25 protein-coding genes are annotated in these 20,826 nt (G+C 56.6%); 7 read left to right on the top strand and 18 right to left on the bottom strand.

All coding sequences use genetic code 11. The features are described 5' to 3' along the window. Window positions 1-31: 31 nt before the first annotated feature. The 4 genes from OWK27_RS07020 to mutY form a co-directional block, all read right to left on the bottom strand. The gene (locus OWK27_RS07020) at window positions 32-1,288 is read right to left on the bottom strand and encodes a nucleoside permease (RefSeq protein WP_148418505.1); all 1,257 of its coding nucleotides are present in this window, start codon (window positions 1,286-1,288) and stop codon (window positions 32-34) included. A 272-nt stretch (window positions 1,289-1,560) separates the two neighbouring features. After that, window positions 1,561-2,637, bottom strand: a complete 1,077-nt coding sequence (mltC, locus tag OWK27_RS07015; protein ID WP_148418648.1) for a membrane-bound lytic murein transglycosylase MltC — start codon at window positions 2,635-2,637, stop codon at window positions 1,561-1,563. A gap of 56 nt (window positions 2,638-2,693) precedes the next feature. Beyond that, window positions 2,694-2,966, bottom strand: a complete 273-nt coding sequence (locus OWK27_RS07010) for an oxidative damage protection protein (RefSeq protein ID WP_148418506.1) — start codon at window positions 2,964-2,966, stop codon at window positions 2,694-2,696. A gap of 26 nt (window positions 2,967-2,992) precedes the next feature. Beyond that, window positions 2,993-4,045 (bottom strand): A/G-specific adenine glycosylase, encoded by a 1,053-nt coding sequence (mutY, locus tag OWK27_RS07005; RefSeq protein WP_252004192.1) that lies wholly within the window; start codon window positions 4,043-4,045, stop codon window positions 2,993-2,995. Between the two features lie 144 nt (window positions 4,046-4,189). Between mutY and trmB the strand changes: the two genes are divergently transcribed. Genes trmB through OWK27_RS06990 form a run of 3 tightly spaced genes read left to right on the top strand, consistent with a single transcriptional unit; the run spans window position 4,190 to window position 6,008 of the window. Beyond that, entirely contained in the window at window positions 4,190-4,909 is a 720-nt protein-coding gene (trmB, locus tag OWK27_RS07000; RefSeq protein WP_022649361.1) for a tRNA (guanosine(46)-N7)-methyltransferase TrmB, read from the top strand. Beyond that, window positions 4,909-5,235: a YggL family protein gene (locus OWK27_RS06995; protein WP_003862421.1), complete on the top strand. Its 327-nt coding sequence runs from the start codon at window positions 4,909-4,911 to the stop codon at window positions 5,233-5,235. The genes trmB and OWK27_RS06995 overlap by 1 nt, the downstream gene beginning before the upstream one ends. 56 nt (window positions 5,236-5,291) lie before the next feature. After that, window positions 5,292-6,008 (top strand): DUF2884 domain-containing protein, encoded by a 717-nt coding sequence (locus OWK27_RS06990; RefSeq protein WP_148418509.1) that lies wholly within the window; start codon window positions 5,292-5,294, stop codon window positions 6,006-6,008. Between the two features lie 67 nt (window positions 6,009-6,075). On the opposite strand, the gene OWK27_RS06985 is transcribed toward OWK27_RS06990, so the two are convergent. Genes OWK27_RS06985 through OWK27_RS06960 form a run of 6 tightly spaced genes read right to left on the bottom strand, consistent with a single transcriptional unit; the run spans window position 6,076 to window position 9,815 of the window. After that, window positions 6,076-6,438, bottom strand: a complete 363-nt coding sequence (locus tag OWK27_RS06985; protein WP_267590087.1) for an endonuclease domain-containing protein — start codon at window positions 6,436-6,438, stop codon at window positions 6,076-6,078. A gap of 56 nt (window positions 6,439-6,494) precedes the next feature. Continuing rightward, window positions 6,495-7,643, bottom strand: a complete 1,149-nt coding sequence (hemW, locus tag OWK27_RS06980) for a radical SAM family heme chaperone HemW (protein WP_148418511.1) — start codon at window positions 7,641-7,643, stop codon at window positions 6,495-6,497. Beyond that, on the bottom strand, window positions 7,636-8,229 hold the full coding sequence (locus tag OWK27_RS06975; protein WP_267590086.1) for an XTP/dITP diphosphatase: 594 nt from the start codon (window positions 8,227-8,229) through the stop codon (window positions 7,636-7,638). Before OWK27_RS06975 ends, hemW begins: the two co-directional genes overlap by 8 nt. A gap of 3 nt (window positions 8,230-8,232) precedes the next feature. Then, entirely contained in the window at window positions 8,233-8,529 is a 297-nt protein-coding gene (gene yggU / locus OWK27_RS06970) for a DUF167 family protein YggU (RefSeq protein ID WP_047364545.1), read from the bottom strand. Continuing rightward, on the bottom strand, window positions 8,526-9,092 hold the full coding sequence (locus OWK27_RS06965; RefSeq protein WP_148418513.1) for a YggT family protein: 567 nt from the start codon (window positions 9,090-9,092) through the stop codon (window positions 8,526-8,528). Before OWK27_RS06965 ends, yggU begins: the two co-directional genes overlap by 4 nt. A 21-nt stretch (window positions 9,093-9,113) precedes the next feature. Beyond that, window positions 9,114-9,815: a YggS family pyridoxal phosphate-dependent enzyme gene (locus OWK27_RS06960; RefSeq protein ID WP_242170613.1), complete on the bottom strand. Its 702-nt coding sequence runs from the start codon at window positions 9,813-9,815 to the stop codon at window positions 9,114-9,116. Window positions 9,816-9,832: 17 nt separating this feature from the next. Here OWK27_RS06960 and OWK27_RS06955 point away from each other — a divergent pair, with 17 nt between their 5' ends. Further along, window positions 9,833-10,813, top strand: coding sequence for a type IV pilus twitching motility protein PilT (locus tag OWK27_RS06955; RefSeq protein WP_148418515.1), 981 nt, complete (start codon window positions 9,833-9,835; stop codon window positions 10,811-10,813). Between the two features lie 10 nt (window positions 10,814-10,823). Here the strand turns inward: OWK27_RS06955 and ruvX are convergent, their stop codons facing one another. The 8 genes from ruvX to metK form a co-directional block, all read right to left on the bottom strand. Beyond that, entirely contained in the window at window positions 10,824-11,240 is a 417-nt protein-coding gene (ruvX, locus tag OWK27_RS06950; protein ID WP_114979901.1) for a Holliday junction resolvase RuvX, read from the bottom strand. Beyond that, window positions 11,240-11,800: a YqgE/AlgH family protein gene (locus OWK27_RS06945; protein WP_252004195.1), complete on the bottom strand. Its 561-nt coding sequence runs from the start codon at window positions 11,798-11,800 to the stop codon at window positions 11,240-11,242. Before OWK27_RS06945 ends, ruvX begins: the two co-directional genes overlap by 1 nt. Window positions 11,801-11,874: 74 nt before the next feature. Then, complete coding sequence (gene gshB, locus OWK27_RS06940) at window positions 11,875-12,822, bottom strand: glutathione synthase (protein ID WP_176609516.1); 948 nt, start codon at window positions 12,820-12,822, stop codon at window positions 11,875-11,877. A 19-nt stretch (window positions 12,823-12,841) separates the two neighbouring features. Then, the gene (rsmE, locus tag OWK27_RS06935; RefSeq protein ID WP_176611173.1) at window positions 12,842-13,573 is read right to left on the bottom strand and encodes a 16S rRNA (uracil(1498)-N(3))-methyltransferase; all 732 of its coding nucleotides are present in this window, start codon (window positions 13,571-13,573) and stop codon (window positions 12,842-12,844) included. Window positions 13,574-13,624: 51 nt separating this feature from the next. Continuing rightward, window positions 13,625-14,332, bottom strand: coding sequence for a deoxyribonuclease I (gene endA / locus OWK27_RS06930; protein WP_148418519.1), 708 nt, complete (start codon window positions 14,330-14,332; stop codon window positions 13,625-13,627). 94 nt (window positions 14,333-14,426) lie between these two features. Then, the gene (locus tag OWK27_RS06925; protein WP_061097110.1) at window positions 14,427-14,924 is read right to left on the bottom strand and encodes a SprT family zinc-dependent metalloprotease; all 498 of its coding nucleotides are present in this window, start codon (window positions 14,922-14,924) and stop codon (window positions 14,427-14,429) included. A gap of 58 nt (window positions 14,925-14,982) precedes the next feature. Further along, on the bottom strand, window positions 14,983-16,380 hold the full coding sequence (galP, locus tag OWK27_RS06920) for a galactose/proton symporter (protein WP_148418520.1): 1,398 nt from the start codon (window positions 16,378-16,380) through the stop codon (window positions 14,983-14,985). 361 nt (window positions 16,381-16,741) lie between these two features. After that, entirely contained in the window at window positions 16,742-17,896 is a 1,155-nt protein-coding gene (gene metK, locus OWK27_RS06915; RefSeq protein ID WP_061097111.1) for a methionine adenosyltransferase, read from the bottom strand. A 425-nt stretch (window positions 17,897-18,321) separates the two neighbouring features. Here metK and OWK27_RS24355 point away from each other — a divergent pair, with 425 nt between their 5' ends. The 3 genes from OWK27_RS24355 (at window position 18,322) to speA (ending at window position 20,676) form a co-directional block, all read left to right on the top strand. Further along, window positions 18,322-18,465 carry a hypothetical protein gene (locus OWK27_RS24355; RefSeq protein ID WP_418250466.1) on the top strand — a complete coding sequence of 48 codons (144 nt, stop codon included), beginning with the start codon at window positions 18,322-18,324 and terminating at the stop codon, window positions 18,463-18,465. A 94-nt stretch (window positions 18,466-18,559) separates the two neighbouring features. Beyond that, on the top strand, window positions 18,560-18,691 hold the full coding sequence (yqgB, locus tag OWK27_RS06910; protein ID WP_057979949.1) for an acid stress response protein YqgB: 132 nt from the start codon (window positions 18,560-18,562) through the stop codon (window positions 18,689-18,691). An 8-nt stretch (window positions 18,692-18,699) separates the two neighbouring features. Further along, complete coding sequence (speA, locus tag OWK27_RS06905) at window positions 18,700-20,676, top strand: biosynthetic arginine decarboxylase (protein WP_148418521.1); 1,977 nt, start codon at window positions 18,700-18,702, stop codon at window positions 20,674-20,676. Window positions 20,677-20,826 lie beyond the last annotated feature (150 nt).

Below are 20,826 nucleotides of genomic sequence, written 5' to 3'. Positions count from 1 at the left end.
GGGCGGCGGCTTCGCCTGCCCGGCACAACAATTAATGCGCGACTGGCTGTGCGCCGTGCGGTTCGCGTACATGCTTGTACTGGAACAGCACGATAAACGCGAAGAACAGCACCAGCGAGTACGCCGCGAAGATGAGCCACACGGGCTGCCAGTTGGTGATGCCGTTCGTGGTGTACATCTCAACCACTTTACCGCTCACCACGCCGCCCAGAATACAGCCGAAGCCGTTGGTCATCATCAGGAACATGCCCTGCGCGCTGGCGCGGATTTCAGGCTTCACCTCTTTTTCCACAAACACCGAACCGGAGATGTTGAAGAAGTCGAAGGCGCAGCCGTAAACAATCATCGACAGAACCAGCAGCACGGTGCCGAACGCGCTTGGGTCGCCGTAGGCGAACAGGCCGAAGCGCAGCATCCATGCGGCGATACTGATCAGCATAACGTTCTTGATGCCGTAACGGCTCAGGAAGAACGGGATGGTCAGGATGAACAGCGTCTCGGAGATCTGCGAGATAGACATCATCACCGAAGCGTGTTCAACGATAAAGCTTCCGGCAAACAGCGGATCGTTATCGAAGCTGTGCAGGAAGGTGTTGCCGAACATGTTGGTGATTTGCAGCTCCGCGCCCAGCAGCATGGAGAAGATAAAGAAGATCGCCATGCGCTTGTTTTTGAACAGCGCGAATGCGTCCAGGCCGAGCATGGTGCTCCAGCTCTGGTTTTTCTGCTGGTTAGACACCGGAATATGCGGCAGCGTCAGGGTAAACAGCGCCAGCAGTACGGAGAGCGCCGCACCGATATACAGCTGCATATGGCTCAGCTCGAAGCCTGCGAAGCTCACGCCCCACATCGCCATGATAAAGCCGATGGTGCCCCAGATACGGATTGGCGGGAAGTCGGTAACGATATCCAGACCGGCAGACTTCAGGCGGTAGTAGGAGATGGTGTTGATCAGCCCAAGCGTTGGCATGTACGCCAGCGAGTTAAGCAGGATCACCATAAACATCGCCCCCGGCGTCGTCACTTCGGCCGCCATGAACAGCGTCCCCGCGCCCACCAGATGGCAAAGCATGTACAGCCACTTCGCGCTTAACCACTTATCCGCCACGATACCGAGCAGCGTTGGCATGAAAACAGCCGCGATGCCCAGCGAGCTGTAGACGGCACCGATTGACGCACCATCGAACTTGAGCGTCACAAACATATAGGAGCCGAGTGTAGTCAGCCAGCTTCCCCACAGGCAGAACTGCAGAAACGACAAGATTTTAAGCTGCAGCTTAAGGTTCATGTTACTTTCCTCACAAGTGAGCGGGAGATATGTTGTTATAGGAACATTCAGGGTTGTTATTTGATGCAATTCTATCAGCTGACGGGGGCAGGTTTTGTTACCTCCCGCAAAAAAATGCAATCCATATTAATTTGCAGTCTGGATTGTGATGCAAATAGCATTTTTGTATGGGTGGGGGGTTGGGTGCACCCTGCCCTCTCTCCAAAGGGGAGAGGGTATTCAAGTTCCCTCTCCCCTTTGGGGAGAGGGTTAGGGTGAGGGGGTGTTATTTTCTAGCGGCGACGGTAGTTCTTCTGCGCCGTATTCACCTTATACAGATAGCGGCGGGATTCCGCTGACGGGTGGCGGGTGGTGAGGGTGGTGTACACGTCCCCCGGCGCCATGCTGTTGATGATGTTCGCGGCCTGCACCTTGTCGTTCGAGAAGACGCGGAGCACGCTGCCCGCGCCGCCGTTATAGGCGGTAATAACCGCATAGCGACGTGAAGTCGGGTTATCAATCCCGCCAAGATAGACATTGTTCAGCATGGCCAGATAGGCCGTTCCGGTATCAATATTGCTTTGCGGGTCGAACAGGTAGCTGCGGCTTGGCGTGCCGGATTTCCCCTGCGAGCGGAACACGTCTTTACCGGCGCTGTGCTGCACAACCTGCATCAGCCCCAGCGCGTCGGAACGGCTCACGGCGTAGGGGTTAAATGACGATTCGGTCTGCATAATCGCCAGGATCAGCGACTCGTCCACGCCGTACTTGCGCGATGCCTGACGCACCATGCCCAGATACTTATGCGCACGCTTGTCGAGGTGGTTTGGCACCAGGTTAATCGTGACGCTGTAGATCACCTTCAGGCCGTTGGTGCGGCTTTTCAGGCGCGTTTGCAGCAGGTAGTCGGCAAATTTCGTGGCGCGGCCTTCCCAGCGGATTGGCTGACCGGTCTGGTCCACGACCTGCCCGTACAGGAACGGCTCTTTGGAAATGGTAATGTCATCGGCGTCAGAGTAGAGGTCGATAGATCCCGGATCGTCGCCCATCAGCAGGGTCTTGATGATGGCCTGCCGTAAATGCGCCGCAGGTTCGGTCCCCGCGATGGTTTCAACCGTGATCGTACCGTCATCGAAGTTGATGTGGCTACGGGTCTGATAGGCGTCGGTGTACTTAACGTAGTCCTTCGGTCCGGCGATAAGAACTTCGTTAAATCCCCATATATTTTCGATGTTGTGGGCAAACTGCCCCATCAAAATGTCAAAACCGTTAGTGTCCTTAACCCAGGCTTCGTTATAGCTATCGCCCTTTTTGGAAGAACAAGACACAAGCAACGGCGCAACAAGTGCTAGCGCTAAAAGTTTTTTCATCATTCCGGGAGTGCGTGTTGTGTTTGCTGTAACGGCGGGGTTAACCCCGCACGCTGTTATTTTTCCGGCGGCGTATAGCCTTCGATGTGTACGTCTTTACCTTCGAACAGGAAGTTCACCATCTCCTGCTCCAGCAGCTTGCGGTGCTCCGGGTTCATCATGCTGAGCTTTTTCTCGTTGATCAGCATGGTCTGTTTTTGCTGCCACTGTCCCCAGGCTTCTTTAGAGATCTCGTTATAGATGCGCTTACCCAGGTCGCCCGGGTAGAGCTGGAAATCCTGGCCCTCAGCGTCGCGCTGCAGGAAAGTACAAAAAATGGTTCTGGCCATACTCATTCCTCTTTGTGTTGCCGATGCTAAACCATTGCACCGACACGTAATTGCTGTAACAGGCGCTCCACGGGAGCCGCCAGCCCGACTGATGGCGGTTGCGCTAAGTTATACCAGAGAGCGGTGCCTTCATCCATGCACGAGGTGAATGAGGACACGGGAAGCCACATAGGCACAATATCCAGATGGAAATGGCTAAAGGTATGGCGGAACGCGTTCAGCTGCGTCAGCGTATCGGCGGCAATGCCGCGTTGCTTAAGCCATTCCCGAAGCGAGGCTTCATCCTCAAACTGTGGGAAGCAGTATAGACCACCCCACAGGCCACTCGGTGGGCGCTGCGCAAGGAACACCTTATCGCCGTGCTGCATCAGCAGCATATACCCGGTGCGCTCCGGCAGCGTCTGCTTCGGTTTTTTCCCCGGATACTGCGCCCATGACTGGTTGGCGTAGGCGACGCAGAGGTTATTTACCGGACAGAGTTCACACTTCGGTTTTGAACGGGTGCAGACCATCGCGCCTAGATCCATCATCGCCTGGTTAAAACGCTCCACGCCTTTCGCCGGGGTGACCGCTTCAGCGATCTCCCACAGGCGCTTTTCAACGTCCTTCTTGCCCGGCCAGCCGTCAACGGCGTAACAGCGGGCGAGCACGCGCTTCACGTTGCCGTCGAGGATCGGGAAATGCTTGCCTAACGATAGCGAGAGAATAGCGCCCGCGGTTGAGCGCCCAACGCCGGGTAAATCCGCCACCTCGTCAAAGGTTTCCGGGAATTTACCGCTGTGCCGCGTGGCCACCTGCTGGGCGGCTTTGTGCAGATTACGCGCGCGGGCATAGTAGCCGAGCCCGGTCCACAGGTGCAGCACTTCGTCCAGAGGGGCGTTTGCCAGGTCGGTCACCGTCGGGAAGCGCGCCATAAAACGCTCGAAGTAAGGGATCACGGTGGTAACCTGCGTTTGTTGCAACATCACCTCGGAGAGCCATACTTTGTAAGGCGTTTTTTCAATTTGCCAGGGCAGGGTTTTACGCCCGTATTTGTCGTACCAGTCCAGCACCTGGGCTGAAAATTGAGAGGCTTGCATGGTCATCGATTCGCATAATCAGGGACGCAGATTGCAGCACAGCGTCAATCTGCTGTAAACCGGATCTTTCCCATGCTTGCATAGAAGCCTTAACTTTGGATAATGCCCGTTTCCCGAACACTCTCACAAGCAGACAACTCTTTTATGAAAAACGACGTCATTTCACCGGAATTTGATGAAAACGGTCGCCCGCTGCGCCGTATTCGCAGCTTTGTCCGCCGTCAGGGCCGCCTGACAAAAGGGCAGCAACACGCGCTGGACAACTACTGGCCGGTGATGGGCGTTGAGTTCAGCGAGCAGCCTCTCGACTTTACCGAACTGTTTGGCCGCGATGCGCCCGTCACCCTGGAGATCGGTTTTGGCATGGGCACGTCGCTGGTGACCATGGCGAAAGCGCGCCCGGAACAGAACTTCCTCGGCATTGAAGTGCACTCGCCGGGTGTCGGCGCCTGTCTGGCTACGGCCCATGAAGAGGGCGTTGAGAACCTGCGCGTAATGTGTCACGACGCGGTGGAAGTGCTGCACAAAATGATTCCTGACAATTCTTTGAACATGGTTCAGCTCTTTTTCCCTGACCCGTGGCACAAAGCGCGTCATAATAAACGCCGTATCGTTCAGGCACCGTTTGCCGAGCTGGTGAAAAGTAAGCTGAAGCTGGGCGGCGTCTTCCACATGGCGACCGACTGGGAACCTTATGCGGAACATATGCTGGAAGTGATGTCGTCTCTGGACGGGTATAAAAACCAGTCTGAAAGCAACGACTACGTACCGCGTCCGGATTCACGTCCGGTGACAAAATTTGAACAGCGTGGCCATCGTCTTGGTCACGGCGTATGGGACTTAATGTTCGAGAGGGTGAAATAATGGCAAAGAATCGTAGCCGTCGTCTGCGTAAAAAGATGCACATCGAAGAATTCCAGGAAGTAGGTTTCTCCGTTGCCTGGCGCTTCCCGGAAGGCACCAGCGTCGAACAGATCGACCAGGACGTTGATGCGTTCATCAACGAGGTGATCGAGCCAAACAAGCTGGCCTTCGACGGTAGCGGCTATCTGGCGTGGGAAGGTCTGATCTGCACCCAGGAAGTGGGGAAATGCACCGAAGAACATCAGGCGCTGGTACGCAAATGGCTTGAAGACCACAAGCTGGAAGATGTTCGCGTCAGCGAACTTTTCGACGTTTGGTGGGACTAATAAAGAAGTCAGGGGCCAGCATTAGCTGGCCCATTTTGTCTGAGGGAGTGTTAAAGATGCGCAAAACGTTGCTGGCTGTTGCTTTACTGGCAATCGGTTCCACCGCCCATGCGGAGTATAAATGTAGCGTCACCCCGCGTGACGACGTGGTGTTAAGCCCGCAAACCGTGCAGGTTAAAGGCGAGAACGGCAATCTGGTGATTACGCCGGAGGGTAACGTCACCTTTAACGGCAAGCCGCAAAACCTGACGGCCGCCCAGCGTGAACAGGCGAAGGATTACCAGGCCGAGCTGCGTACCGCGCTGCCGTGGATCAACGACGGCGCGCTGACCCGCGTTGAGAAGGGGCGCGTGGCGCTGGATAAAATCATCACCAAAGAGGTGGGAGAAAGCAGCAATATGCGCACCCGCCTGACGAAGCTGGATAAGCAGCTGAAAGAGCAGATGAACCGAATTATCGAAACCCGCTCCGACGGCCTGACGTTCCACTATAAGGCGATCGACCAGGTGCGCGCCGACGGCCAGCAGCTGGTGAACCAGGCGATGGGCGGCATTCTCCAGGACAGCATTAACGAGATGGGCGCCAAAGCGGTGCTGAAAGGCGGCGGTAACCCTTTGCAGGGCGTGCTGGGCAGCCTGGGCGGACTGCAAACCTCGATTCAGAACGAGTGGAAGAATCAGGAAGCCGATTTCCAGCAGTTCGGCAAAGACGTGTGTAAACGCGTGGTGTCGCTGGAAGATAGCAGAAAGGCGCTGGTGGGGACGCTGAAGTAATTAACTTCACCCCTCACCCTAACCCTCTCCCCAAAGGGGCGAGGGAATAGTTTGCTCCCTCTCCCTTTCAGGGAGAGGGCCGGGGTGAGGGTTGCAGCGCCTGCAGCGTTTCAAGGATCTTTTCTAGCACCGCCTCTTCATTATTCCAAAGTTCATTGTTCCAGAATCGAATGACGTGCCAGCCCTTTTGGTTTAACCACAACGTCCTTTGACGATCGTATTCCTGATTTTCATTATGCTGTCCGCCGTCCAGTTCAATAGCCAGACGAGCCGCGCAGCAGGCGAAATCGAGAATATAGTTGCCTGCCGGATGTTGTCGGCGAAATTTATAATTTTCGAAACGGCGGCTGCGCAGTAAATACCAAAGCCGTCTTTCTTCCTGTGTGAGCTCGCGTCTGAGCTGCTTTGCGTATGAACGTATAATTTCCATCCCCACACTCTGCCAGCCTTTCCCTCAGCCGGCAGAACGGGATGCAAAATCCTGAATCAGCCTTCAGATTCTTCGGCGAGGAACAGCTCAAGAAGGGAGTTTAAGAACAGCTTGCCGTGCTCGGTGATCTGCCAGTATTCCTCACATTCCGTGAGATACCCCTGCGCCAGCGCCTCGTCAATCTGCGGGCGAATCACCGATTCCGGCAGTCCGGTATAGCGCGCAAACTCTTTACGCGGTGCGGCTTCCAGCAGGCGGAAGCGGTTCATAAAGAACTCAAACGGCTTATCCGCCGCCTCGACGTCGTGCTGACGTTCGAGATAACGACCTTCCATATACCCGCGCGGATGGCGCGTTTTGGCGGTGCGCAGTATTCGCCCGTCCGGGAAGGTCACTTTGCCGTGCGCGCCGCAGCCAATCCCCAGATAGTCGCCAAATCGCCAGTAGTTCAGGTTGTGCTGACACTGATATCCCGGCTTCGCATAGGCAGACGTTTCATATTGCTCATAGCCCGCAGCGGTTAACAGCCGGTGGCCCTGCTCGAAGATATCCCACAGCGCGTCGTCGTCCGGCAGCACCGGTGGACGGGAACCAAACAGGGTGTTCGGCTCAATGGTCAGCTGATACCACGACAGATGCGGCGGCGCCAGCGCAATCGCCTGGCGCAAATCGTCCAGCGCCTCTTCCAGCGACTGATCCGGCAGGCCGTGCATCAGATCGAGGTTAAAACTGCGCAGGCCAAGCCCTGTCGCCAGGTTTGCCGCGCGCTTCGCCTCTTCCGGGCCGTGAATGCGCCCCAGGCGCTTCAGCTTTGGCTCGCTAAAGCTCTGCACGCCGATGGAGATACGGTTCACGCCAGCGCGCTGATACTCGACAAAACGGTCGGCCTCAACGGTGCCGGGGTTGGCTTCCATCGTAATTTCAGCATCCGCTGCCAGATTCAGGCGCGACCGCACGCCGTCCAGCAGCGTCTGCATCGCCGGGCCTGAAAGCAGGCTCGGCGTACCGCCACCAATAAAAATGGTCTTTACTTCACGTCCCTGCGCGTACGGTACATCGGCATCCAGGTCGGCCAGCAGATGGGCAACGTAGTCATCATGCGGCACTTCGCCCTTCAGCGCGTGCGAGTTGAAATCGCAGTACGGACATTTCTGCACGCACCACGGGATATGAATATAAAGACTCAGAGGCGGCAAATTAGCCATTACGCAGTGCTTCCAGTAACAGTTTCAGGGCGCGTCCACGGTGGGAAATCGCGCTTTTCTCTTCGCGGGTCAGTTCCGCAGCGGTTTTGCCCTCGGTGGGGACAAAGAAAATCGGGTCGTAGCCAAAGCCGCCGCTGCCTGTCGCCTCACGGGTAATCACGCCCGGCCAGCTGCCGTGGCAGACGATTGGCGTTGGATCTTCCGCGTGACGCATGTAGACCAGCACGCAGTGGAACTGCGCGGTACGCTGTTCGTCAGGCACGTCCTTCAGGGCAACGAGCAGCTTTTCCAGGTTTTGCCGGTCGGTAGCGTCCACGCCGGAGTAGCGGGCGGAGTAAATGCCCGGCGCACCACCCAGAAAATCCACCGCCAGGCCGGAGTCATCGGCAATTGCAGGCAGCCCCGTGATTTGCGCGGCGTGGCGCGCTTTCAGAATGGCGTTTTCGATAAACGTCAGGCCAGTCTCTTCGGCGGAATCGACGCCCAGCTCGGTCTGAGCCACCACGTCCAGCCCAAAATCATTTAATAGCGAGGCCAGCTCGCGCACTTTACCGGCGTTACCGGTGGCGAGAACAACTTTCTCCATGGTTTAGTCCTGTTCTGTCAGAGCCGCGACTTCCGTCGGGATAGATTGCGGATTGAGGATTTTTACCTGTTTATGCCGCCCAAGTTCACCTTTTTCAATGATGACCTGGCTTTTAGCAACGCGAAACTGTTTAGCCAGATATTTGGTCAGATGCGCATTCGCCTGACCGTCTACCGGCGGGGCGGTGATGGCGACCTTTAACTCGTCGCCATGCAGCCCCACAATGCTGTCGCGGCTGGCTTTCGGCTGAATGTACAGCCGTAAGACCAGCCCGTCGGTGCAGGTACTTACCGCACTCATAACGCCATCCACAGCCCCGGCAGCAGCATATTGCCCGTTGCCTGCAGCAGCTCCGCAATGCCCATATTGAGCACGTACAGCAGCAGCACGAGAAGCATCGGCGAGAAGTCGATACCGCCCATCGCCGGCAGCAGACTGCGAATCGGACGCAGCAGCGGTTCAGTGAGCTGAATCAGCGCGTATTCCACAGGGCTACGGCCCCGGCTCACCCAGCTCATGATTGCCATGACCAGCAGGACCCAGAAGATCAGCAGGCCGACGGTTTTCACGAGGATCAGGACGGCAGAAATCCAGATAATCGGCTGGAAGGTAATGACCATAAACAGCACGATCGCTTTGATAACGCTCAGAATAAACGCCATCAGCAGAGATGAGCTGTCAATCGGCCCCATTGCCGGAATAACGCGGCGAAGCGGCCCCACAACAGGCTGCGTAATTTTCACGATAAATTGTGAGAACGGGTTGTAAAAATCACAGCGGGCCCACTGCATCCAGACGCGCAGTAACAGCGCCATCGTGTACAGCTCAATCACCGTTGAGAGCAGGAAAGTCAACGTCTTCATGGCGTTCCTCAGTTTTCCTTATTATTGGGTGTAATCGCGCGCACCGAAAATTGCCGTGCCGATGCGCACCATGGTACTGCCTGCCGCGATGGCGGCTTCCATATCGTCCGACATGCCCAGAGAAAGCGTGTCTACCGTGTCATAGCGCGCTTTAAGCGCCTCAAATGCTACAGCCATTTGCTGTGCCACGGCAAACTGCCTTTCATAACTTGACTCTGGCGCCGGAATTGCCATCAGCCCGCGCAGGGTCAGGCGCGGCAGCGCCGCCACCTCAGCCGCCAGCGCATTCAGCTCGCTCAGCGCAATGCCGGACTTGCTGTTTTCATCACTGATATTGATTTGAATCAGCACGTTAAGCGCGGGCAGCTCCGCCGGACGCTGGTCGTTCAGACGGGTAGCAATGCGCAGGCGATCGAGGGTGTGGCACCAGTCGAAGTGCTCTGCCACCAGACGGCTTTTGTTCGACTGTAGCGGACCGATAAAGTGCCATTGCAGGTCCGTATTACCCTGTTCCCGGAAATAGCGAATTTTATCCACGCCTTCCTGCACGTAGTTTTCGCCAAACGCGCGATGGCCGGCGGCAATCGCTTCTGCGATGGCGCTCGCAGGCTTGGTTTTGCTGACTGCAAGCAAGGTAATTTCTTCTGAAGCACGGCCGCAACGCGTTGCAGCGGCTGAGATTTTGTCCCGGACCTGTGCCAGGTTATGCGCAATGTCGTTCATTTTCCGAGGAGTAGTCTATGGATGTGGAAGAAATTGTGGCCCTTAGTGTAAAGCATAACGTCTCCGATCTACACTTGTGCAGTGATTCGCCGCCGCGCTGGCGCAGAGCGGGGCGCCTTGAACCCGCGCCGTTTCCGCCCCCGGACGTGGAGGCGTTATTGAAAGCGTGGCTCAACGACGAGCAGCAGGGCGCATGGTGGGCGAGCGGGCAGGTGGATTTTGCCGTTACCGTCGCGGGCAATCAGCGTCTGCGCGGCAGCGCGTTCAGGCATATGCAGGGCGTTTCGATCGCGCTGCGGCTGTTGCCGCTGGCGTGCCCGCAGCTCTCCACGTTAGGCGTGCCGCGAACGATCCCGGCGCTACTGTGCAATGACGATGGTCTGATTCTGGTCACCGGCGCAACCGGCAGCGGGAAGTCAACGACGCTTGCAGCAATGGTCGATTTTCTCAATCACCATACGGACGGCCATATTCTTACCCTGGAAGATCCGGTGGAGTTCAGGTACCAGAGCGAACGCTGTCTGATCCAGCAGCGGGAAATAGGCCAGCACAGCCCGTCCTTTGCCGAGGCGCTGCGCAGCGCGCTGCGTGAAGATCCGGATGTCATTTTGCTTGGCGAGCTGCGCGACAGCGAAACTATCCGCCTGGCGCTGACGGCGGCTGAGACCGGGCATCTGGTGTTAGCCACGCTGCATACGCGCGGTGCGGCGCAGGCAATTGAGCGCCTGGTGGATATCTTTCCGGCGCAGGAGAAAGATCCGGTGCGTAATCAGCTGGCGGGAAGCCTGCGTGCGGTGCTGGCTCAGAAGCTGCGTCAGGACGTTCAGGGCGGGCGCGTGGCGCTGTATGAGCTACTGGTGAATACCCCGGCGGCGGCAAACCTGATCCGCGAAGGCAAAACGTGGCAACTGCCGGGCATTATTCAAACCGGACAGCAGGCGGGTATGCAGAACTTTGAGCAGAGCCTGGCGGAGCGACGGGCGCAGGGGCGGCTGTAGGCCCCGGCGCTCAGTAACCCTGTTCGAAATAGCTTTCGAGGATGATGACGGCAGAGGCCGAATCAACGCTGCCTTTGTTCAGCGCCCGGAAACCGCCGTGCTCGAACAGGCCAGCACGCGCTTCGACGGTGCTCAGGCGTTCGTCGTGCAGCTTTACGGAGACGCCGAAGCGGCCATGAATTTTGTTCGCGAACTTGCGCGCGCGGGCGGTGAGCGGCTGCTCGGTGCCGTCCATGTTCAGCGGTAGCCCAACAATTACGTCGTCCGGCTGCCACTCCTTGAGCAGGCGCTCAATGAGGTTCCAGTCCGGCGTGCCGTCGTTGGCCTTCAGCGCCGCGAGCGGGCGAGCCGTACCGGTGATGCGTTGACCAACGGCGACGCCAATGCTTTTGGTACCGAAGTCGAAGGCTAGAAGGGTGCCGCTCATTACGCGTGCCCCGCAACGCCAGGCATGGTCAGAATATCAATGCCAATCAGCTTTGCCGCGTCACGCCAGCGATCGGCGATAGGGGTTTTAAACAGGATGTTCATATCCGCAGGGGCCGTCAGCCAGGCGTTGTCCAGAATCTCTTGTTCCAGCTGGCCTTTTTCCCAGGAGGCGTAGCCGAGCGCGACCAGCACTTCAGAAGGCTGCATTGCGGTACCCAGCGTTTCGAGCACGTCGCGGGAGGTGGTGACAACGGTGTTATCGGAGATACGAATGCTGGATGAGAAAACCGGCGGAGTGTGAAGGATAAAGCCACGATCTTCTGCAAGCGGGCCGCCCAGCATCACCGGTTTATCGAGACGGATTTCCGGCAGACGATCTTCAGCGGTGATTTTCAGCTTGTCCAGGATCCCCTCAACCTGCAGGTTTTCCAGCGGTTTATTGATGATAATCCCCATCGCGCCGTCTTCATTGTATTCACAAATATAAACAACGGCGCGGCGGAAAATCGGATCCTGGAGAGCAGGCATGGCAATAAGAAAGTGATGCTGTAAATTCATTGTCAGAGGTACTGTTTCCTGGTTTAAAAAGCGACAGCGCCCAGTATGGGGATAAACACAGGCGCTGTCACAGGTTATTTCTGTAAACGTTTTTCGATAGCGTCCATCAGCATTCCGGTGATCGAGATCGGGAATTCCGCTTCGATTTCACGAATGCAGGTCGGGCTGGTGACGTTCACTTCGGTCAGGCGATCGCCGATGATATCGAGGCCAACGAAGATCAGGCCTTTGGCTTTCAGCGTAGGGCCGACGCGGCGGGCAATTTCCCAGTCGCTTTCGCTCAACGGACGCGGTTCGCCGCGACCGCCGGCCGCCAGGTTGCCGCGGGTTTCGCCGCCCTGCGGGATACGCGCCAGGCAGTAAGGCACCGGCTCGCCATCTACCACCAGCACGCGTTTGTCACCGTCTTTAATGGCCGGCAGATAGTTCTGCGCCATGCAGTAGCGGGTACCCAGCTCGGTCAGCGTTTCGGCAATGACGCCGATGTTCGGATCGCCTTCCTTCACGCGGAAGATAGACGCGCCGCCCATGCCGTCCAGCGGCTTCATGATGATATCGCCGTGCTTCTGCCAGAACTCTTTCAGCTGCGCCTTGCTGCGGGTCACCAGCGTTTCCGGCGTCAGGTCAGAGAACCAGGCGGTGTAAAGCTTCTCGTTACAGTCGCGCAGGCTCTGCGGCTTGTTGACGATCAGCGTCCCTTTCTCCTCGGCGCGCTCAAGGATATATGTGCTGTAGATGTATTCGGTGTCGAACGGCGGATCTTTACGCATCAGGATGACGTTGAGATCGGCAAGGGCAATATCCTGCTCGGTGCCAAACTCGTACCATTTGTCGTAGTTCTGCTCGACGTTAACGATGCGGGTGCGCGCGCGGGCTTCACCGTTGATCAGGTAAAGATCGTTCATCTCCATATAGTGGAGTTCATAGCCGCGACGCTGCGCTTCCAGCAGCATGGCGAAGCTGGAATCTTTCTTGATGTTAATGTTTGCGATGGGGTCCATCACGATGCCGAGCTTGATCATCTTCTTCTCCGTTAATGGGTCAACCCAGATCGCCAAACCGTACCTGTAGCGCGGTAATGGCTGTGAGTGCCGTTGTCTCAGTGCGCAGAACGCGAGGTCCCAACAGAATATCAGTAAACTGGTAACGCCCCGTCATGGCAATTTCGTCAGCCGACAGGCCGCCTTCCGGGCCAATCAGCAGGCGTACGCGCTCAACGGGCAGCGGCAGCGTGTTGATGCTGGCGCTGGCGCGCGGATGAAGATTAAGCTTAAGCCCGCTTTCCTCTTCTGCACACCAGTCCTCCAGATCCATCGCCGGGCGGATCTCCGGGATACGGTTGCGGCCGCTCTGTTCGCAGGCCGCAATGGCAATTTTCTGCCACTGCTGGATCTTCTTATTCAGACGTTCCGCATCCAGTTTAACGCCGCAGCGCTCAGAAAAAAGTGGCGTAATGAGGCTTACACCCAGTTCAATGGATTTCTGAATGGTGAACTCCATCTTTTCCCCGCGCGACATCACCTGACCCAGATGAATGTGAAGGGGGGATTCACGGTCGTCCACTTCGCCACGCAGCACCTTGACGTGTACGCTTTTTTTGTCGGCGCGCGTAATTTCAGCGTCGAAAACCTGATTTGAGCCGTCGAACAGCTGGAGCGCCTGGCCGGCACCCATGCGCAGCACGCGGCCTACGTGGTGTGCTGCGTCGTCAGACAGGGCGATTTCGCCGCCGGCGGTAATCAGTTCAGGATGGTAAATGCGGGGGATGCGCATAGTCAGAAATTCCATGTGTCATGCGATATAAGCGAATTGCCGTAGTGTAGGTTAGCTCTTTTGCGCCTGGCAAGCCCGCTGGACGTAAGGGTTATGATTCCCCTGGACTTTGGCGATACGTTCGTCGCGCTGGCATTCCCAGTCCGTCACCGGATACTGCTTATCCCATGCGTTGAACAGCTGCGTCTGCTGGCGGGAAAGGTTGAGATCGTAGCGATCGCGCATATAGAAATAGGTACGGGCGATGCTGCCGCGCGCGCGGGCAGGGGGTTCGGCGACTTTCTCCTTGAAGTCCACCTTCATGGCGCACTGGCCGTACTGGCCTTCGCCACCGTTCCACTGGCTGTACATGAAGTTACCGCGATCGCCGTTTACCTCGCCCACGGCGGGCTGCAGGTTATGCATATCGCTTTCCATCTGGCGGTATACCGGATCTTTCGCGCAGTTTTTGCGTCCGCCATCCTGCCAGCACTGGCGCTGGTGGCCAAACTGCCAGGCCGGAACAACGTGTTCCCATTCGATTCGGCTGGCGCGGTTCTCGTTCTTGCGTACCTTATAGCCGCAGGACTCAAGGTCAACGACCCCTTTTTTCCCCTGCCAGTTAATTTTGCACCCGCAGTAGAAATCACCCGGCACGTCGGCGTTAATCTTTACGCCTGCGGTTTTTGCCTGAGAGAAACTGTGAATACCGTCGGCCAGAGCATGGCCGGAGAGCGCCGTCGCCAGAAACGCGACCGCGAGAGAAACATTACGGGACATCTTACACTCCGTGTCAAAACGAGCCCGCAACGTAACGAATGTTGTTCCCGTATGCAATCAGGCAGATCATGAAAGTTCCTGATCGTTCAATTGATTACTCTGCAACCAGCGGTTCGCCGCACTTCACGCAGCGGTAGGTGGCCTCGCCGCGCACCACCCGGTTGTGACGCCGGACGGTGAGCTGATGCTGCTGGCACCGGCAGCGGTAGGGAAACGTATTGCGGCGTACCGATTCCAGCTCGAACTGATGCGTGCGGCGCGCCGGAACGCCAAGCACCGCCTCCATCATCCACTTCCACTCTTTGCCGTGCGGTGCGACGCGGCCAAAGTGTTTCCACACCAGAAGATGGGCCAGCTCGTGCGGTACCACCTCCTCAATGAACGCCTGCTGGTTTTCCATCATCAGAACCGGGTTCAGGCGGATCTCATAGGATTCCAGCCAGGCGGTACCCGCCGCGGTTCCCCGCTGCTGATAGACCAGCTTAGGTTCAGGATAATTGCGGCCGAGCTTCAGGTTGGCCTGGGCGAGTTTTTCCCGCAGGCTGCGCATAACGGCTTGCTGAATGGCGATGGGGAGACGGGGAGCTTTCATAGGGGCAGAGCATAAAGCGGGAAGCGGGGAGGCGCAAGAGGCGCCTCCCGCAGGAGGATTAGTCGTGTGCGCCGATTTCGCGCAGAGGACGACCTTTCATCAGGTTACGTTCGATGTGTTCCAGTGAAACGTGCTTGGTTTCAGGAACCAGCCAGACGGTAAGAACAATAAAGAACAGGTTCAGACCGGCGTAGACCCAGAAGGTGTTGGCGTTACCCAGGGTGTTGAGCATGGTCAGGAACGTTGCGCCGACGATCATGTTGGCAATCCAGTTGGTCGCGGTGGAGCAGGTGATACCAAAGTCACGCCCTTTCAGCGGCTGGATCTCAGAGCACAGCACCCAAATCAGCGGACCGGCACTCATCGCAAAACCAACGATAAACATCAGCAGCATCGCCACGGCGAAGTACTGCGCGGTTGGGGAGTGAATGCCCATGTGCATCATGGTGCCCAGCACGCCCATACCGATAGCCATCACCAGGAAGCCCAGCGTCAGGGTTGGCTTACGTCCCCAGCGGTCAACCAGGCCGATGGCAATGAAGGTCGCCAGCACGTTGGTCAGACCGACGATAACGGTGCCCCACATCTGCTCGGTGGTGTTGGTGTAACCCGCCAGCTCGAAGATTTTTGGCGCGTAATACATGATGACGTTCATCCCGGTGAACTGCTGCATTACCTGTAACAGCACGCCAAGGAACACCGCGCGGCGGAAGTTGCTGTTCTCTTTGAACAGCGCCCAGCCAGACTGTTTAATCTTCAGGCTTTCGCGGATCTCTTCCAGCTCGTTCTTCGCCTCTGCGCTGGTATCGCGCAGGCGTAAGAGCACCCGTTCCGCATCGTGGAAGCGGCGCTTGGCGGCAAACCAGCGCGGGCTGTCCGGCAGGAAGAAGACGCCGATCAGCAGCAGGATGGCAGGAATGATGATCACACCCAGCATCCAGCGCCATGCGCCGCTGTAGCTGAACGCCGTATCGGAAAGATAAGCGCCCAGAATACCGATGGTAATCATCAGCTGGTACATGGAAATCATGCTGCCGCGAATTTTTTCCGGCGCGATTTCAGACAGGTAAAGCGGAGCGGTATAAGACGCGACGCCCACCGCCAGACCCAGCAGCACGCGGGAGAGGATCAGAACCTCAACGTTAGGCGCCGCAGCAGAGAACAGCGAGCCGGCAACGAACAGGATCGCGCCGATCATCAGGCTCTTTTTACGCCCGAGCTTAAAGGAGAGCCAGCCGCTGCCGACCGCGCCAACGGCGGCACCGAACATCATCGAGCTAACCACCCATTCCTGAGTGTGTGCGCTAATCTGGAACTCTTCGGTGATGAAAGGTAATGCACCGGCAATTACGCCAATATCCAGGCCAAAGAGTAATCCTGCCAGAGCGGCAAGGAAGCAGACGAAGAACGTCATTGCCTTATTGGACGTACGCCCCTGTTTATTATTGTCAGGCATTATGCCCTCCAGTTTGGTTATCAGTTTTATCAATGTTAAGGGTAGGTGAGCGACCCATAAAAATATGTGAGACAAATCACAATGGTGTAATCGGTTACACTAACCTGTAACCGTAAAAATAATTAAAGCTTTGAAAATATAGAGGTAAATTAATTGATGTGCATCGCGTTTGCATGAATTTCAGACTTAACTGAAAGGAAATGTAACAGCAGAAGAAAGGCGATTGTGCAAAGAGATTAATCTGAAAGCGGAGCGCGAAGCATGAGGTGTAATCGGTTCCATGTTATGCGGCTTTGCGCCGCCACATGACATAAAAAAGGCCAGCGCAAAGGCTGGCCAGTTTAACGCATTTAGCGATCGGTTACTTCAGACCGGCAGCCTCACGCAGCAGAGCGGCTTTGTCGGTTTTTTCCCATGGGAAATGTTCGCGACCAAAGTGACCGTACGCGGCGGTTTCCTGGTAGATTGGGTGCAGCAGATCCAGCATCTGAATCAGGCCGTATGGACGCAGGTCGAAGAACTCGCGCACCAGCAGGGTCAGCTGTTCAGAAGGCACTTTTTCCGTGCCGAAGGTTTCAACCATAATGGAGGTTGGCTCAGCCACGCCGATAGCGTAGGAAACCTGAATCTCACAGCGGTCAGCCAGGCCCGCAGCAACGATGTTTTTCGCAACATAACGTGCAGCGTACGCGGCAGAACGGTCAACCTTAGACGGATCTTTACCGGAGAAGGCACCGCCACCGTGACGCGCCATGCCGCCGTAGGTATCAACGATGATCTTACGACCGGTCAGGCCGCAGTCGCCCATTGGGCCGCCGATAACAAAGCGTCCGGTTGGGTTGATGAAGAATTTGGTCGCAGAGCTCAGCCATTCGGTCGGCAGAACCGGCTTGATGATCTCTTCCATCACCGCTTCCTGCAGGGATTTCTGGTCAATATCTTCGGCATGCTGAGTGGAGAGCACCACGGCATCGATACCGACGATTTTGCCGTCGTCATACTGGAAGGTCACCTGGCTTTTCGCATCCGGACGCAGCCACGGCAGGGTGCCGTTTTTACGTACTTCAGCCTGACGCTGCACCAGGCGGTGTGCGTAGGTCACAGGTGCCGGCATTAGCACGTCGGTTTCGTTGGTTGCGTAGCCGAACATCAGGCCCTGGTCGCCCGCGCCCTGTTCCAGCGGATCGGCACGGTCAACGCCCTGGTTGATGTCCGGAGACTGTTTGCCAATCGCGCTCAGTACTGCGCAGGAGTTGGCATCAAAGCCCATATCAGAATGCACATAGCCGATCTCACGCACCGTATTACGGGTGATCTCTTCGATATCAACCCATGCGCTGGTGGTGATCTCACCGCCAACCAGAACCATGCCGGTTTTGACATAGGTTTCACACGCTACGCGCGCTTTAGGATCCTGCGCGAGGATCGCATCCAGCACCGCATCGGAGATTTGGTCAGCAATTTTATCAGGATGTCCTTCTGATACAGACTCGGACGTAAACAGGTGTTTTGCCATGTTATATTTCACCTAAGAGGAATTTGGTTAGCTCAAGCTGCTGTGTGGAATAGCCAAAGGAGATAATTCTACCAAGGCCTGCAGGATTTTGACACTGGCAGTCTGAGTGTTAATCAGTATGGATGGATTAACATCTGGACGGCTATTTTAGGTCACTTCTTCGCCCGATTTCCAGTTTTTTTTGACCGAACTCTCACTGCGTTGAAAACACAGCTGGAAATTATTCCTGACGGCGCTGGCAACCCGCGCATTTTTGTTTTGCTTTTTTCCACCCTTCTCGGTATAAAACGCGGCGCGCGGCTCATATAAAACAAGCGCTCGATGAACTCATCGTGTCGCCACTTCCAGCCGGGTTAAGCAGTGAACTTTTAGCTTTGGCTTGTGGTCCGTTTCAGCAGAGGCGGCCGTGGAGGTGATACGAGATAATGAACCATCGTTTTCCGCTAATTCAGCGCAGCCGTTCTGGCGCGCATTTGATTCCCGCAACCCGCATTTCTAGTCTGCAAACCTGCCGATGTTATACCCATCTCGGCGCTTCTCAGGATTCTAGAGCCGGTCACGCTTTGTGAAAACTGAACAAGGGCGCTCTTGTTAATACAGGAGTTTTCTCGTGGTTTCGCCGAACCTTGTCATACAGAGTTCGGATACGTGTTTTACAATGATATGAATAAGAAACCGGTCGCACGGTCTGGATTTCAGCATACTCTGCTGGGAAATGGAGCCGTTAATGGGTTGTTATCGCCGTATAACGCTGCGATAGTAGTCAACTGTTTTACACTTAATACAAAGAGTTGAGGTTCGCTATGTCTGACGACATGTCTTCGCTTTCGCCTTCGTCAGCAGGCGAACAGGGTGTACTACGTTCTATGCAGGAGGTTGCGATGAGCTCCCAGGAAGCCAGCAAGATGCTGCGCACTTACAATATTGCCTGGTGGGGCAATAACTACTACGACGTCAACGAGCTGGGCCACATCACCGTCTGCCCAGACCCGGACGTACCGGAAGCGCGCGTGGATCTCGCTAAGCTGGTGAAAGCCCGTGAAGCGCAGGGCCAGCGCCTGCCTGCACTGTTCTGCTTCCCGCAGATCCTGCAACACCGCCTGCGTTCCATCAACGCCGCGTTCAAACGCGCGCGCGAATCGTATGGCTATAACGGCGACTATTTCCTCGTTTACCCGATCAAGGTGAACCAGCACCGCCGCGTGATTGAATCCCTGATCCACTCCGGCGAACCGCTGGGCCTCGAAGCGGGTTCTAAAGCGGAGCTGATGGCGGTCCTGGCCCACGCGGGCATGACCCGGTCGGTGATCGTCTGTAACGGCTATAAAGACCGTGAATACATTCGTCTGGCGCTGATCGGCGAGAAGATGGGCCACAAGGTCTATCTGGTGATCGAAAAGATGACCGAAATCGCCATCGTTCTGGAAGAGGCCGAGCGCCTGAACGTGGTGCCGCGCCTTGGCGTGCGTGCGCGTCTGGCGTCGCAGGGCTCCGGTAAATGGCAGTCCTCCGGCGGCGAAAAATCCAAGTTCGGCCTTGCGGCGAACCAGGTGTTACAGCTGGTGGAAATCCTGCGCGAGCGCGGCCGTCTGGACAGCATTCAGCTGCTGCACTTCCACCTCGGCTCGCAGATGGCCAACATCCGCGATATCGCCACTGGCGTGCGTGAGTCAGCGCGTTTCTACGTTGAGCTGCACAAGCTCGGCGTGAATATTCAGTGCTTCGACGTGGGCGGCGGCCTGGGCGTGGACTATGAAGGTACCCGCTCGCAGTCTGACTGCTCCGTAAACTACGGACTGAACGAATACGCCAACAACATCATCTGGGCGATTGGCGATGCCTGTGAAGAGCACGGCCTGCCGCATCCAACGGTAATCACCGAGTCCGGCCGCGCGGTCACCGCGCACCATACGGTGCTGGTTTCGAACATCATCGGCGTTGAGCGTAGCGAAATCACCGAAGCGACGCCTCCGCAGGACGATGCCCCGCGTTCCCTGCAGAGCATGTGGGAAACCTGGCAGGAGATGCACGAGCCGGGCACGCGCCGTTCCCTGCGCGAGTGGCTGCACGACAGCCAGATGGATTTGCACGACATTCACGTCGGCTACTCTTCAGGCACCTTCAGCCTGCAGGAGCGCGCGTGGGCGGAGCAGCTCTATCTGAACATGTGCCATGAAGTGCAGAAACAGCTCGACCCGAGCAACCGCGCGCACCGTCCGATCATCGACGAACTGCAGGAGCGTATGGCGGATAAGATGTACGTCAACTTCTCCCTGTTCCAGTCTATGCCGGATGCCTGGGGTATCGACCAGCTGTTCCCGGTTCTGCCGCTGGAAGGGCTGAACCACGCGCCGGAACGCCGTGCCGTGCTGCTGGACATCACCTGTGATTCCGATGGCGCTATCGATCACTACGTGGATGGCGACGGTATCGCGACCACCATGCCGATGCCGGAATACGATCCTGAGAACCCGCCAATGCTGGGCTTCTTTATGGTCGGCGCGTATCAGGAGATCCTCGGCAACATGCACAACCTGTTCGGCGATACCGAAGCGGTTGACGTGTTTGTCTTCCCTGACGGCAGCGTGGAGGTTGAGCTGTCCGACGAAGGGGATACCGTGGCTGACATGCTCGAATACGTGCAGCTGGATCCGAAAAAACTGCTCACCCAGTTCCGCGACCAGGTGAAAAACACCGGTCTGGACGATGCGCTGCAGCAGCAGTTCCTGGAAGAGTTTGAAGCGGGTCTGTACGGTTACACCTACCTGGAAGACGAATAAGCTTTTTATTCCCTCTCCCCTCTGGGGTGTACGGTCCGGGGACATAGTGAACACTTGTTCGGGGACATGGTAGACACTTACAACTAAGGCATAAGAACCCGTTTATGGAGTCGCTTATGCCCTGGGATGCGAGAGATACCATGTCATTAC

Source organism: Enterobacter cloacae complex sp. 2022EL-00788 (assembly GCF_026627565.1).
Lineage (GTDB): Bacteria > Pseudomonadota > Gammaproteobacteria > Enterobacterales > Enterobacteriaceae > Enterobacter > Enterobacter pasteurii.
Note: the sequence above shows the minus strand (reverse complement) of the source record. Positions and strands in the feature narration are given on the sequence as shown.